This window comes from Kocuria rhizophila DC2201, from assembly GCF_000010285.1.
Classification (GTDB): Bacteria; Actinomycetota; Actinomycetes; order Actinomycetales; family Micrococcaceae; genus Kocuria; species Kocuria rhizophila_A.
Genome location: NC_010617.1, coordinates 513,475 through 527,271, shown reverse-complemented (window position 1 = coordinate 527,271; position 13,797 = coordinate 513,475). Strand labels below are relative to the sequence as shown.

General features: G+C 71.5%; 11 protein-coding genes. 2 read left to right on the top strand and 9 right to left on the bottom strand.

All coding sequences use genetic code 11. From position 1 onward, the window contains the following. Window positions 1-20: 20 nt before the first annotated feature. A complete protein-coding gene (locus KRH_RS02335; RefSeq protein WP_012397555.1) occupies window positions 21-1,232 on the bottom strand; it encodes an acetoin utilization protein AcuC in 1,212 nt (403 codons plus the stop codon). Window positions 1,233-1,377: 145 nt separating this feature from the next. Here KRH_RS02335 and KRH_RS02330 point away from each other — a divergent pair, with 145 nt between their 5' ends. Together KRH_RS02330 and KRH_RS02325 are read left to right on the top strand one after the other, a co-directional pair. Beyond that, window positions 1,378-2,823 (top strand): TrkH family potassium uptake protein, encoded by a 1,446-nt coding sequence (locus KRH_RS02330; RefSeq protein WP_012397554.1) that lies wholly within the window; start codon window positions 1,378-1,380, stop codon window positions 2,821-2,823. After that, on the top strand, window positions 2,816-3,484 hold the full coding sequence (locus KRH_RS02325; RefSeq protein ID WP_012397553.1) for a potassium channel family protein: 669 nt from the start codon (window positions 2,816-2,818) through the stop codon (window positions 3,482-3,484). The genes KRH_RS02330 and KRH_RS02325 overlap by 8 nt, the downstream gene beginning before the upstream one ends. A 164-nt stretch (window positions 3,485-3,648) precedes the next feature. Here KRH_RS02325 and KRH_RS02320 read toward each other — a convergent pair whose 3' ends face one another. The 8 genes from KRH_RS02320 to KRH_RS02285 form a co-directional block, all read right to left on the bottom strand. Next, window positions 3,649-4,740 carry a carboxylate-amine ligase gene (locus KRH_RS02320; RefSeq protein WP_041297285.1) on the bottom strand — a complete coding sequence of 364 codons (1,092 nt, stop codon included), beginning with the start codon at window positions 4,738-4,740 and terminating at the stop codon, window positions 3,649-3,651. Between the two features lie 41 nt (window positions 4,741-4,781). Continuing rightward, complete coding sequence (gene proC / locus KRH_RS02315) at window positions 4,782-5,621, bottom strand: pyrroline-5-carboxylate reductase (protein WP_012397551.1); 840 nt, start codon at window positions 5,619-5,621, stop codon at window positions 4,782-4,784. 153 nt (window positions 5,622-5,774) lie between these two features. Continuing rightward, entirely contained in the window at window positions 5,775-6,266 is a 492-nt protein-coding gene (locus tag KRH_RS02310) for a GNAT family N-acetyltransferase (RefSeq protein WP_041297284.1), read from the bottom strand. A 28-nt stretch (window positions 6,267-6,294) separates the two neighbouring features. Continuing rightward, on the bottom strand, window positions 6,295-7,101 hold the full coding sequence (locus tag KRH_RS02305) for a sugar phosphate isomerase/epimerase family protein (RefSeq protein ID WP_012397549.1): 807 nt from the start codon (window positions 7,099-7,101) through the stop codon (window positions 6,295-6,297). After that, a complete protein-coding gene (locus tag KRH_RS02300) occupies window positions 7,098-8,078 on the bottom strand; it encodes an exopolyphosphatase (RefSeq protein ID WP_012397548.1) in 981 nt (326 codons plus the stop codon). Before KRH_RS02300 ends, KRH_RS02305 begins: the two co-directional genes overlap by 4 nt. 88 nt (window positions 8,079-8,166) lie before the next feature. Further along, window positions 8,167-11,109 (bottom strand): type I DNA topoisomerase, encoded by a 2,943-nt coding sequence (topA, locus tag KRH_RS02295; protein ID WP_012397547.1) that lies wholly within the window; start codon window positions 11,107-11,109, stop codon window positions 8,167-8,169. A 231-nt stretch (window positions 11,110-11,340) separates the two neighbouring features. After that, entirely contained in the window at window positions 11,341-13,071 is a 1,731-nt protein-coding gene (locus KRH_RS02290) for a DUF7059 domain-containing protein (RefSeq protein ID WP_012397546.1), read from the bottom strand. Between the two features lie 2 nt (window positions 13,072-13,073). Beyond that, window positions 13,074-13,532 carry a pyridoxamine 5'-phosphate oxidase family protein gene (locus tag KRH_RS02285; protein ID WP_041297283.1) on the bottom strand — a complete coding sequence of 153 codons (459 nt, stop codon included), beginning with the start codon at window positions 13,530-13,532 and terminating at the stop codon, window positions 13,074-13,076. Window positions 13,533-13,797 lie beyond the last annotated feature (265 nt).

Below are 13,797 nucleotides of genomic sequence, written 5' to 3'. Positions count from 1 at the left end.
TCCGGTGCCGTCCGGTGCGCTCAGTCGTACCAGGGGTCCAGTCCCCAGTGGGGGAAGACCTCCTTGCGCGTGGCCATGATGCTGCGGTCGGTCTCGTCGTTGGGGTCGTAGCCGATCTCCCAGGAACGCCACCAGAGGTCCACGTCGTCGCCCATGGACTCGGGAGGGCGCCCGCCGTACTTCTCGCTCATGTAGTCCCGCCAGGGCTGCGGCACGGGGGTGCTCACGTCCACCGGGTGCCCGGAGGCCACGCCCACCAGGTGGGCCCAGGAGCGGGGAACGGCGTCGTGGACGTCGTAGCCGCCCCCGCCCGTGGCCAGCCAGCGGCCCTCGCACAGCTCCCCCGCCAGCTCGGACATGGACAGTGCGATCTGGCGCTGCCCGTCCACGCTCACGCGCAGGTGCGTGAGCTCGTCCTGGAAGTGGGAGTCGCAGCCGTGCTGGGAGACGATCACCTCGGGGCGGAACTCGCGCGCGATGGGCGGGACCACGGCGTCGAACGCGCGCAGCCACTGGGAGTCGTCCGCGCGGGTGGGCACGGCCACGTTCACGGCGGTGCCCGCGGCCTCGCCCTCACCGATCTCGTTGGCGAAGCCCGAGCCGGGGAAAAGGGAGAGCCCCGTCTCGTGCAGGGAGATGGTCATCACGCGGGGTTCGCTGTAGAAGATCGACTGCGTGCCGTCCCCGTGGTGGCCGTCCACGTCCACGTAGAGCACCCGCTGCACACCGTTGTCCAGCAGGTGCTGGATGGCCACGGCGCAGTCGTTGTACACGCAGAAGCCCGAGGCTCGGTCCGCGGCCGCGTGGTGCATGCCCCCGCTGAAGTTCACCGCGTGCACCACCGAGCCGCTGAGCAGGTCCATGGCGCCCTGGTAGCTGCCGCCCACCAGCCGGGCACTGGACTCGTGGATGCCCTCGTAGCCGGGGGTGTCCTCCGTGCCCAGCCCGCACTCGGGGATCTCGCGGGTGGGATCCTCGGAGACGGCGTGGACGGAGGCCACGTACTCGGGGGTGTGCACGAGCTCCAGGACACTGTCCTCCGGGACCTCCGGGACGGTGACCCGCACGTTCTCCGCGGTGTCCAGGCCCAGCTCGCGCACCAGGCGCATGGTGGCGTCCAAGCGCGTGGGACTCATGGGGTGGTAGTCCCCGAAGTTGTACTGCAGCAGCTGCGGGTCCCAGTAGACGCTGGTGGGGTGCAGGGCGTCCTTGCCCCTTGTTGCGGAGGTCACAAGCCCATTAGACCACTCGGGTCCCGGGGCTGTCGCGGCACCGCACCGGCACGGGGGATACTGGGGGACGTTGCCCGCAACGAGCCCGGGGCCCGCGCCGCCGCGTGCGCCCCGATCCCACCCGCGACGTTCCCGAGGAGGTGCCGTGAGCGAGCTCGAACAGTGCAGTGCCGTGGAGGAGTCCGAGACCGAGGCGCCCACCACGGAGCCCCTGACCTCGCGCGCGGCACGCGGTGTGCGCGACTTCGTGGACCGGGTCGCGGATTCCTCCCCCGCCCGGCTGGCCGTGATCGTGTTCGTGATCGTGGACCTCGGCTTCGCGCTGCTGCTGTGGCTGCCGGTGTCCGCGCAGCCCGGGCGGCACACGCACTTCGTGGACGCCGTGTTCACCGCCACCTCCGCGGTGACCGTCACGGGACTGACCACGGTGTCCACCGCGGCGCAGTGGTCCGTGCTGGGGCAGGTGGTGATCCTCGTGGCCATCCAGGTGGGCGGTCTGGGCACCCTGACCATGACTTCCATCCTGGCGCTGGCGATCGGGCGGAAGCTGGGGCTGAAGTCCAAGCTCATCACGCAGGAGGCCCTGAACATCGGGCGCCTGGGCGAGGTGGGCTCGCTGCTGCAGATCATCGTGATCACCTCCATCTCCATCGAGGCGGCCCTCGCGGTGGTGCTCTCCGTGGGCTTCCTCGCGGAGGGCGAGCCGCTGGGCACCGCCCTGTGGCACGGCGTGTTCTACGCCGTGTCCAGCTTCAACAACGCCGGTTTCACCCCCCACACGGACGGCCTGGTGCCCTACGACCACGCCGGGCCCACCGTGTGGCTGATCCTGCTGCCGGTGTCCGTGGGCGTGATCGTGGGCTCGCTGGGCTTCCCCGTGATCCTGGTGCTGCGCCAGGTGGGCTTCCGCTTCAACCGGTGGAACCTCAACGCCAAGCTCACCGTGGTCACCACGGCCATCCTGCTGGTGCTCGCGTGGGTGCTGTTCCTGGCCGTGGAGTGGAGCAACCCGGCCACCCTGGGCGGCAAGTCCGTGTCCGAGCGGATCTTCCAAGGGTTCTTCGCCTCCGTGATGATGCGCTCGGGCGGCTTCAACCTGGTGGACATGCCGGACACCTCGCAGGTCACCCTGCTGCTCACGGACGCCATGATGTTCGCCGGGGGTGGCTCGGCGTCCACGGCCGGTGGGATCAAGGTGACCACGCTCGCGGTCGTCTTCCTGGCCATCCTCGCCGAGGCGCGCGGCGACCAGTCCGTGATCGCGTTCTTCCGCACCATTCCGGACTCCGTGCTGCGCATCGCGATCTCCGTGATCATGATGGGCGCCTCCGTGATCCTGCTGGGCTGCGCCGTGATGATCTCGCTCACGCACCTGCCGCTGGACCACGTACTGTTCGAAGTCATCTCCGCGTACGCCACGTGCGGGCTGAGCACGGGTGTCTCCGCGGCCTCCCCGGACGCGGGCAAGTACGCACTGTCCGTGATCATGCTGGTGGGCCGCATCGGCACCAACACCGTGGCCACCGCGCTCGCGCTGCGTTCCCGGCGGCGGCTGTACTCCTACCCGGAAGAGAGGCCGATCATTGGCTAAGAACTCCTCCCACGCCGCGCCCGTGCTGGTGGTCGGTCTGGGCCGCTTCGGCGCGGCCACCGCACTGCAGCTGATCCAACAGGGCCGCGAGGTGCTGGGCGTGGAACGGGACGCCGCGCTCGTGCAGAAGATGTCCGGGCAGCTCACCCACGTGGTCGAGGCCGAGGCCACGGACATGGACGCCCTGCGCCAGATCGGTGCCACCGAGTTCTCCTCGGCCGTGGTGGGGGTGGGCACGTCCATCGAGTCCTCGGTGCTGATCACCGCCAACCTGGTGGACCTGGGCATCGACCGGATCTGGGCCAAGGCCATCTCCCCCGCGCACGGCAAGATCCTCGCGCGCATCGGCGCGCACCACGTGATCTTCCCGGAGGCCGACGCCGGGCGGCGCACCGCGCACCTGGTCTCCGGGCGCCTGCTGGACTACATCGAGTTCGACGACGACTTCGCGATCGTCAAGATGTACCCACCCCGCGAGACCCAGGGCTTCACGCTGGGCGAGTCCCACATCCGCTCCAAGTACGGCGTGACCGTGGTGGGCGTGAAGTCCCCCGGCGAGGACTTCACCTACGCGCGCCCCGAGACCACGGTCTCCTCGCGGGACCTGCTGATCGTCTCCGGGCACGTGGACCTCATCGAGCGCTTCGCCGCCCGCCCGTAGGACGACGCCGCACGGTCGCCTCCCGGGTGCCCGTCACCCGCAGGACGCCGGCGGCTGTCCCGGCCCGCTGGGGAGGGCACGCGGCGGCACCCGCGGGCGCAGCGGCGTCGTACCGACCCGCACGCGCGTGCACGCCGCAGCGGAACCGTGCCCCGTTCCCCGACTCAGGCCCGCGGGTCGGCCGTCATCGCCGCGGTGGCCATGTCCATGACACCGGGGATCCCCGCGCGGGCGAAGGCGCGGCGCTGCCGGATGGCCCCGTTGCCGCGCTCCGCGATCCGGCGGACCCCGGCCTCGGCGAACTCGCGGTCCGCCGCCGTGGGGTAGTAGTCCCGCACCCGCTCCAGCAGGTCGGTGACCAGCGCCTCGCCCGGGACCAGCTCGGCGGCCACGGGGTCCAGCACCCGGCCGCTGAGCCCCCAGCGGGCCGCCTGCCACAGGGCGATGTCCAGGTACTCCTGACTGAACTCCATGGTGGGCGGGACGTCCATTGCGTAGTCCGCCAGGGCGCGGATCAGCACCGCGATGGCCACGGAGTCCTGCGCCTCGAGCTGCACGTCGCACGCCCGGATCTCCAGGGTGCCGTGCTTGTGGGACAGCCGGGCCAGCCAGCTCAGGGTGGAGGGGCTCTCCATCACGTCGAACGCGCTGAGCACGGCCACGCGCTGCTCGTGGTCCGCCAGGTCCTTGAAGTGCGGAGGGATGTCGTTGGCAATCCAGCGGCGGTAGTGGATCGAGCGCCAGGACTCGAACCCGGACTCCGCGCCGCGCCACAGCGGCGAGTTGGCACCGATCGCCACGAGCGCGGGCAGCCAGCCGCGCAGCCCGTTCAGCGCACGGACAGCGTCCTCCATGTCCGGGAAGCCCAGGTGCACGTGCATCCCGCTGATGTACTGGTCCGCGGCGACCGCCGGGGTGTACCCGGCGAGGCGCTGGTAGCGCTCGTTCACGGTGATGTCCGCCGGTTCCGGGCGGATGTCGGGGGCCGCGGCGAGTCCCACCACGTCCATGCCCATGGCGTCCGTGGCGTCGTGCAGGGCGGTGCGGAAGGTCACGAGCGAGTCCACGGCCCCGGCGGCGTCGTGGAAGATCGGCGAGGTCTCCTCCACCTGGCACGCCAGCCACTCGGGCGTGGCGGAACCGCCGCCCGCCTCGAGGGAGACCAGCTGCGCGGACTGCTCCGGAGTGGGGCGTGCGGGCAGCCTGTCCCCGCGGTCGATCAGGAGGAACTCCTCCTCGATGCCGAACGTGCTCATGGTGCTACCGCCTTGCTGGTCTCGTGGGGTGGCCGGTGGCGTCACTCGCCGCCGTACTCCTTCTCCATCTCGTCGCCCTTGGCCGCGGACGCCTCGGCACCCGCGGCGACGATCTCCCGCAGGCCCTTCTCGTCGAACGTGGTGATGGCCTGCTCCGTGGTGCCGCCCGGGCTGGTGACGGCCCGGCGCAGAGCCGCGGGATCGGCGTCGTCGGGGCGCAGCAGCTCACCGGCGCCCGAGACGGTCTCCTTGGCGAGCACGCGCGCGGTCTCGGGGTCCAGGCCCAGCCGCTCGCCCGCCTGCTGCATGGCCTCGGCCAGGTAGAACACGTACGCGGGCCCGGAGCCGGAGACGCCGGTGACCGCGCGGATCAGGTGCTCGGGGACCTCCACCACGGTGCCCACGGTGGAGAGCACCTCCCTGACACGGGCCAGCTGCTCGGCCGAGGTGTGCTCCCCCGGCGTCACGGACAGCGCGCCGCGGCCCACGCTCGAGGGGGTGTTGGGCATGCAGCGCACCACGGGCTGCCCGTCCGGCAGTGCCTTCTGCAGCGCGTCCAGCGCGACGCCGGCCGCCACGGAGACCACCACCGTGGCCGGATCCAGCGCGGGGGCGACCTCCCGGGCCAGGTCCAGAACCGCGTAGGGCTTCACACCCAGCAGGACCACGTCCGCGCCCGTCACGGCCTGGGTGTTCGCCTCGGGATCTGACTCCCCGGCAAAGACCTCCACGCCGGTCTCCTCGTGCAGGGCTTCCGCCGACGACGCCGAACGGGTCGTCGCGCGCACCCGCCCCGCCTCCGTGCCCGCGGCCAGCACACCGCGCAGGATTGAGCCGTTCATGGATCCGGCGCCCAGGAACGTCAGGGTGGTCTCGCTCATCGGATCAGTCCTCTCTGCCCCCGCGGTCCCCGCCCAGCAGGGGCGGCAAGACGCGCGGTTGGTGCGGATGTCGGGAAATCTGGTCTCGACCGTACAGCGCCCCGGGGCGTCCCGCGACCGTCCCCGCGGGCCCGTGCAGTGCGCACCGCGGGCTCAGGCGGTGGGCAGCGACCCGTGCGGCGCCAGCGCGAGGTGCAGGATCGGGTACGGGCACCCCGCCTCGTCCGTGGCGTTGCGTCCGACCGTACGGAAGCCGTGGTGCTCGTAGAAACCCACGGCCCCGGGGTTCTGCTCGTTGACGTCCACCGCCGTGACGCCCCGCTCCCGGCGCACGTGTGCGAGCAGGGAGCTTCCGATCCCCCGGCCGCGGTGGTCGTCGGAGACGAAGAGCATCTCCAGGCTTCCGCCCAGGGTGCCCACGAACCCCACCGGCTCCCCGTCCAGAGTGGCCACCGTGAGCTCCACGGCGGGGAAACAGTCCGGCTCCAGGTGCGCGGCGATCGACTCCCGGTCCGCCACGCTCAGGAAGTCGTGGGTGGCCTCCACCGCGCTGCGGCAGATGCGCACCAGCGCGGGATGCTCCTGCGGCCCCCGGCAGGCACGGATCACGGGCTCGGAACGGGGTGCGGCGGCGGCGTCGGCCATGGCGGTTCTCCTGAGCGGTGCAGGCGGGCTACGGCGTGGGCGTCATGTGGCGCCGGGCGAAGTCCAGGGACTCGGCAAGCCACTCGTCGCGCTGCTCCGGGGTCTCGCACTTGCGCGTGGAGACCTCCACGCCCACCACGCCCTGCCAGCGCTGGTCCCGCAGGTACTCGAGGGTCTGCGCGACCGGTTGCACGCCGTGGCCCGGGAGCAGGTGCTCGTCCGCAAGCGTCTGCCCGGAACCGTCCGTGAGGTGCACGTGGCCCAGCCGGGAGCCGAGCTCCTTCACGGCCGCGAGGGAGTCCATCTTGGCGGTGGCGGCGTGGGAGAAGTCCCACGTGACCCAGTCGTAGTCCTGGCCCAGCGGGCTGTAGTGCGGGGAGTAGACCACGGCCTCCCGCCCGGCCACGCGCCACGGGTACATGTTCTCCACGGAGATCTTGGTGTCCGTCATCCGGGAGACCTCCCGGACCCCGGCCACGAAGTTCCTGGCGTACTTGCGCTGCCACCGGAACGGCGGGTGCGCCACCACCACCTCGGCGCCCACCTGGTGGGTGAGCTTGGCGGCCATCTGGATCTTGGTCCAGGACTTGCCCCACACCTGCTGGGTGAACAGCAGCGTGGGCGCGTGGATGGTGGAGATGGGGATCTGGTACTTCTGCACGCTGTCCAGCAGCTGGTGGGTCAGCTGGCTCATGCGCTCGTGGGTGACGAGCACCTCCACGCTGTCGTAGCCCAGGCGAGTGGCGGCCTCGAAGGTCTCCGGAACGCCCTGCGGGTACAGCGAACTCGTGGACAGCGCCACGTGCGGGCGGTAGACGGCGGGGTTCTCGCTCATCGGCGGTTCACCAGGTCCTTCGGGTTGACGGTCTCGCTCGTGGCGTCCCGGACCAGCCGGTCCATGCGGCGCAGGATCAGGCCCTCGCGCAGCGCCCACGGGGAGATCTGCACGGTGTCCACGGCGAGCATGTCCATGGCGGTCTCCGCGACGATCGCCCCGGCCACCACCTGGGCCGCGCGGTACTCGGAGACGCCCGGCAGGTCCTCGCGCTCCCGCACGCTCATGGCCTCCATGCGCCGGGTCCACAGCCGCAGGTCCTCCAGGTGCATGAGCCGCTCCACGTAGGGCCCCTGGGCGGACGGCGCGGCGCCGCAGATTCGGGCGAGGGAGCGGAACGTCTTGGACGTGCCCGCCACCAGGTTGGGGTGCCCGCCCCCGGCGATCCGGTCCACGGCCGGGCGCAGCGTGGTGCGCACGTGCTTGCGCAGGGCCTTGAACTGGGCGGGAGAGGCCACGTCCGCCCCCGCCAGGTACCCGCGGTACAGCCGGCCCGCTCCCAGCGGCACGGACGTGGCCACCGAGGGCAGCGCGTTGGTGCCGATCGCCATCTCGAACGAGCCGCCGCCGATGTCGAAGTCCAGGATCCGCCCGGCGCTCCACCCGAACCAGCGCCGCACCGCGGAGAACGTGATGGCGGCCTCCTGGTCCCCGGAGAGCTCCGTGAGGCTCACCCCGGACACGGACTGCACGTGCTCCAGCACGTCGGCGCCGTTGGTGGCCTCACGGATCGCAGAGGTGGCGAACGCCAGCAGGTCCTCCGCCCGGTGGTCCACCGCGAAGTCCCGAGCCTCCACCACGAAGGACGTCAGCAGGTCCCGCCCCTCGTCCGTGATCCGCCCCTCGGCGTCCTGGTGGTCCACCAGGCGCAGCGCCATCTTGTGGGACGCGTACGGCTCCGGGCGGGATCCCGGGTACACGTCCAGCAGCAGCAGGTGCACCGTGTTCGAGCCGACGTCCAGGACGGACAGACGCATGTGTGCTCCTTCGCTCGCGGGCGGGGCGGGTGCGCGTCCCACCCCGCGGATTCACCGGTCGACGACGCCGCTCGCGGCGTCCCCGGGCTCAGCTCGACTTCTTCGCGGGGGCCTTGCGGGTGGTCCGCGCCGCGCCCGTGGTGCTCTTTGCCTTCGTCGCGGAGGCGCGCTTCGCCGTCGTCGTCCCGGCCTTGGCCTTCGAGGAGGTGCCCTTGGAGGCGGAGGCCTTGGACGTGGAGCTCTTCGACGCGGTGCGGGCCTTGCCGCGCGCCGGGGACTTGGCCGGGGCGGGGCCCTTGGCGCGCTTCTCCGCCAGCAGCTGGGAGGCCCGCGCCGCGGTGATCTGCTCGACCGCCTCCGCGCGCGGCACCGTCACGTTGGTCTCGCCGTCCGTGATGTACGCGCCGAAGCGGCCCTCCTTGATGACCATGCGCTTCTCCGTGAGGGGGTCCGCGCCCAGGTCCGCGAGTGGCGGCCGCGCGGCCTGGCGGCCACGCTGCTTGGGCTGCGCGTAGATGGTCTTGGCCTCCTCCAGGGTGATCGTGAAGATCTGGTCCTCGGAGGAGATCGAGCGGGAGTCCGAGCCCTTCTTCAGGTACGGCCCGTAGCGCCCGTTCTGCACCGTGATGGTCTCGCCGTCCGTGTCCTGGCCGAGCTCACGCGGCAGGGACAGCAGCTTCAGGGCGTCGTCGAGCGTGATGTCCTGCAGATTCATGGACGAGAACAGCGAGGCCGTGTTCGGCTTGGGCTTCTCGATCTTCTTGGGTTTGGGGTTGCCGTTCTTGTAGTACTCGGTGGGGATCGCGTCGAGCTCCTCCTGCGTGGGCTCGGGCACGATCTCCGTGACGTACGGGCCGTAGCGGCCGTCCTTGGCCACGATGGTGCGCCCGTTCGCCGGGTTCACGCCGAGCTCCCGGCCGTCCGCCTTGCCGATCTCCATGAGCTCCTGTGCCTTCTCGGGCGTGAGCTCGTCCGGGGCGAGGTCCAGGGGAACGTTGGCGCGCACGGGATCCGTGATCTCCCCGGTCTCCGGGTCCACGGTGCCGCCGGCCTCCAGGTAGGGGCCGTACTTGCCCACGCGCAGGGTGATCTCGTCCGTAATGGGGATGGAGTTCACCGCGCGGGCGTCGATCTCCCCGAGGTCGTCCACGATGGGCTTGAGCCCGGGCTCGGACGGGTTCTCCCCGAAGTAGAAGCCAGAGAGCCACTTCACGCGCTCGGCCTCGCCGCGGGCGATCCGGTCCAGGTCGTCCTCGAGCTCCGCCGTGAAGTCGTAGTCCACGTAGTCGGAGAAGTGGTCCTCCAGCAGGCGCACCACGGAGAACGCGAGCCAGGACGGGATCAGCGCGGAGCCGCGCACCTGCACGTAGCCGCGGTCCATGATCGTGGAGATCGTGGCGGCGTACGTGGAGGGGCGTCCGATGCCCAGCTCGTCCAGGGTCTTCACCAGGGAGGCCTCGGTGTAGCGGGCCGGCGGGGTGGTGGTGTGCCCGTCCGCGGTGACCTCGGAGGCGTCCAGGGCGTCGCCCTCGGCCATCACGGGCAGACGCTTGTCCTCGTCCTTCGCGCCCTTCTTGCCCGAGTCCGCGGTGAGGTCCGGGTTCACGTCCCGACCCTCCTCGTACGCGGCCAGGAACCCCCGGAAGGTGATGACGGTTCCGGAGGCCGAGAACTCGGCGTCGGCCCCGGCGTGCTCACCGGCGGCGGAGGTGGCCGTGGCGCCCAGGCGCACCGTGGCGGTGTCGCCTTTGGCGTCCTGCATCTGGGAGGCCACGGTGCGCTTCCAGATCAGCTCGTAGAGCTTGTACTCGTCCACGGACAGCTGCGAGCGCACCTGGGAGGGCGTGCGGAAGGTGTCCCCGGCGGGGCGCACGGCCTCGTGGGCCTCCTGCGCGTTCTTGGACTTGGAGGCGTACACGCGCTTGGAGGACGGCACGAACTCGGGGCCGTAGAGCTCCTTGGCCTGCGCGCGGGCGGCGTTGACGGCCTGGTCGGACAGGGCCACCGAGTCCGTTCGCATGTAGGTGATGTAGCCGTTCTCGTACAGCCGCTGCGCCACGCGCATGGTGGTGCGGGAGGTGAAGCGCAGCTTGCGCGCGGCCTCCTGCTGCAGCGTGGAGGTGGTGAACGGTGCGGCGGGGCGGCGCGTGTAGGGCTTGGTCTCCAGGGAACGCACCGAGAAGGGCGCGTCCTGCAGGCCGGCCGCGAGCGCCGTCGCCACGGCTTCGTCCAGCGTGACCGGGGCGTTGCCGGACGAGGGGGACTTGAGCTGGCCGCGGTCGTCGAAGTCCTTGCCCGTGGCCACGCGGCGGCCGTTGACGGAGCTCAGGCGCGCGGAGAAGGCGCGCCCGGCGTCCTGGCCCTCGGGGCGGGAGAACTGGCCCGTGAGGTCCCAGTAGTCGGCGGGCACGAAGGCGATCCGCTCACGCTCGCGCTGGACCACCAGGCGCGTGGCCACGGACTGCACGCGGCCCGCAGACAGGCCCGCGGCCACCTTGCGCCACAGCACCGGGGAGATCTCGTAGCCGTAGAGGCGGTCCAGGATGCGGCGGGTCTCCTGGGCGTCCACGAGGTCCTGGTCGATGTCCCGCAGCTGGCCGAAGCCGCGCTCGATCGCCTCCTTGGTGATCTCCGGGAACGTGAGGCGGTAGACGGGCACCTTGGGCTTGAGCACCTGCAGCAGGTGCCACGCGATGGCCTCGCCCTCGCGGTCCCCATCAGTGGCGAGGTAGAGGGCGTCGGCGTCCTTCAGCTTGCGCTTGAGCTCCGTGACCTTCTTCTTCTTGTCCGGGTTGACCACGTAGTACGGGTCGAACTCGTGCTCCACGTCCACCGCGAACTTGCCGTACGGGCCCTTCTTCATGTCCGTGGGCAGCTCGGAGGGCTGCGGCAGGTCACGGATGTGGCCCATGGAGGACTCCACCTCGTAGGCGTCCCCCAGGTAGCCCGCGATCGTCTTCACCTTGGACGGTGACTCCACGATCAGCAGGCTCTTGCCCGTGCCTTCGTTCTTGGTGGCCTTCGATGCCAAAGGTGCTCCTCGTCCTGACCCGTGCGTGCGGGGCGGGTCTGTCTGTGGTGGTCGCCGTTCAGCGTAGGCGACGGCGCCCGGTCTGGTGCTCGTGGTGTGTCTCGTCCCGCGTCTGAGTCGTCAGCGTACGTCACGCGGCTCATCGGCCCCGGTGGGCCGCGTGACTGTGCAGATGTTCACACCCGGTGGGCGGCCGTGGTGCGGATCAGCACCGGGCACCCGTCCACGGGCTCAGTCTGACACCTCCAGCAGGAAGCCGTGGGCGATGAGCCCCTCGATCTCGGACACCAGCTGCGCGGACGGGCCCTGCTCCCACCCCAGCAGCACGCCCAGCGCCGTGAGGATCTGCTGGGCACTCAGCTCGCCGTCGCACACCCCCGCGAAGCCTGCGGCCTCGCTCGAGAGGATCACGGTCCGCCGCAGCCCGGTGCCCTGCCGCAGCAGGATCAGGGACGGGTCTTCCGCGCCGGGGGTGCCGTGGCGCTCCTCGGTGACGTCCGGCGCCACGGTGAAACGACGCTCCAGCCACGCGGGCTGCCCGGGCGCTCCGCTCTCGGCATCCGCCGCTTCCCGGCCCAGCCGCACGGTCCGCTCCCACTCGGCCGCCAGTGCGGGCGCGATCGGCTGCTGGATAGGGTGCGGGACGGTCTCGAAGATCCGCGGCAGGGACCACGACGCCGCACGGCCGGGTTCCGCGGTCCCGCTCGCCGTGCGCTGTATGTCCTCGGGGCGCTGCAGCCACACCATGCCGAAGCCGATCGCGGCCACGTCCCGGGAAGCGAAGTCGTCCAGATAGGCGGCGTAGGCGCGGTCGAAGCCCTCGGGATCGCGCTGCTGGGAGGCGTCCTGGAGCCAGGTCTCGGCGTACTCGCACGGGTCCTGCAGCTCGCGCTGGATGAGCCATGCCCCGGTGCCCTCCGGGAGCCACGACGCCGGACCGCGGGACCACGTGGTCTCGGGGGTGTCCTGCGGATCGTGGGGGATCTCCCAGTTGGCGAGCAGGTGCGCGGTGCCGCCGGGGGCCAGCACGGAGGGCAGCGTGCTCAGCAGCTCACGTACGATCCGGTCCCCGGGCAGGCCGCCGTCCCGGTAGGTGAAGCGTTCGGTGTCCGACTCCCGCGGGGTGCGCGGGGTGATCACGAACGGCGGGTTGGAGACAACCATGTCGAAGGACCGCCCGGCCACCGGCTCCAGCATGCTGCCGAGCTCCAGGCTCACCCGGTCCTCCAGATGCTCCGGGTCCAGGCCCAGGGCCGGGGCGTTGAGCAGCAGGTTGAACCGCGTGGTGGCCAGGGCGCGCTCGGAGATGTCCGTGGCGGTGACGTGCTCCGCGTGGGCCAGCAGGTGGAAGGTCTGGATGCCGCAGCCCGTGCCGAGGTCCAGGGCCGTGGCCACCGGGCGGCGCGGGGTGGACTGCACCAGGGTGGTGGAGGCTCCCCCGATGCCCAGCACGTGGTCGTGGCGCAGCACGCCCGGGCGCTGGAAGGCCCCCAGGTCGCTCGCGACGTACAGCTCGGCCGAGGAGTCCGTGGCGTAGGGGCGCAGGTCCATGGCGGCGCTCAGCAGCGGGTCGGTGCCTGCGCCGGCGCCCGGGCAGGTGCTCGTGGGCTCGGGGGTCCCCTCCACCAGCCCGAGACGCACCAGCCCGAAGGCGCCCACGGTGGGCAGGGCGGCGTCGAGCGCGGAGGACTGAACGGGGTCGCCCAGGAGGAAGAACGCCGTCAGGGTGCTCAGCGCCGGATCCTGTGCGCCGCGGTCACGGAGGGCGCGCCGGGCGGGTACAGCCTGGTCACGTGACCACGCGGACATGGCCTCCGGGCCCACCAGGTCCGTGACACTGTCCACCGTGAAGCCCGCCGCTGTGAGGTCCGCGTGCAGGGAGGCGAGCAGGGCGGCGTCGTCGGAGCGGGGTGCGTCCGGGACGGTGCTGAACGGGGCGGGGCCGGAGACAGCCGCGGCCACGCTCAGTGACCCAGCCGGAACGCGCGGCCGGTGATGCGCGTGGGGGTGATCTCCACGAACTCGATCTTCTCCGTGTTCAGCCACGGCCGCAGCCCCAGGCCCTCCACGCGCTTGATCTCCGCGGAGTCCGTGATCATGGCCGCGGTGCCGCGCACCACCACGGAGTGCGCCTCGGAACCGGACGTGCGGTCGATCTCCAGCGCCACGTTCGGGTTCAGCTGCAGGTGCAGCACCTTGGTGCCCTTGGCGGAGCGGAAGTAGAGCTTCTCGCCGTCGGTCACGATATTCAGGGGCGTGATGTCGATCTCGTCCCCGTCGCGGGTGGCCAGCCGGGCGAACCGGGCCTGCCGGAGCAGCTCCCAGCTCTGCTCCTCGCTCAGCTCCGTGATGGGCGAGCCCTGGGGGGCGTCCTCGTGCTCGCCGGCGATGTTCATGGGGTGGGAATGCGCGTCGTTGCTCATGCCCCCATGATTCCACGCAGGCGGGCGCGGCGGGTGAGAGGGCTCGGACGCGTCGTCGGCACCCCGGGCTGGCGGGGGCGGGTGGGAGACCAGCAGGGCCGGGGCGGGCGATGCCGCCGATTCCTCGCGTGGCCGGGGTGCAGCGTGGCTGGGGTGCGGTGGCCAGCGCGCGGTACGGCCGGGGTGTGAGGCGGCTGGGGTATCAGGCGGCGGCGGGGCGGGCCGCCGCCCGTCCCCGGGAGCCGGGCAGCTCGTTCGTGCTCCC

Coding starts and splice junctions, on each gene's coding strand:
- KRH_RS02300 (WP_012397548.1), bottom strand. CDS start 8,078: ATGCGTCTGTCCGTCCTGGACGTCGGCTCGAACACGGTGCACCTGCTG.
- proC (WP_012397551.1), bottom strand. CDS start 5,621: ATGAGCGAGACCACCCTGACGTTCCTGGGCGCCGGATCCATGAACGGC.
- KRH_RS02310 (WP_041297284.1), bottom strand. CDS start 6,266: ATGGCCGACGCCGCCGCCGCACCCCGTTCCGAGCCCGTGATCCGTGCC.
- KRH_RS02285 (WP_041297283.1), bottom strand. CDS start 13,532: ATGAGCAACGACGCGCATTCCCACCCCATGAACATCGCCGGCGAGCAC.
- KRH_RS02305 (WP_012397549.1), bottom strand. CDS start 7,101: ATGAGCGAGAACCCCGCCGTCTACCGCCCGCACGTGGCGCTGTCCACG.
- KRH_RS02320 (WP_041297285.1), bottom strand. CDS start 4,740: ATGAGCACGTTCGGCATCGAGGAGGAGTTCCTCCTGATCGACCGCGGG.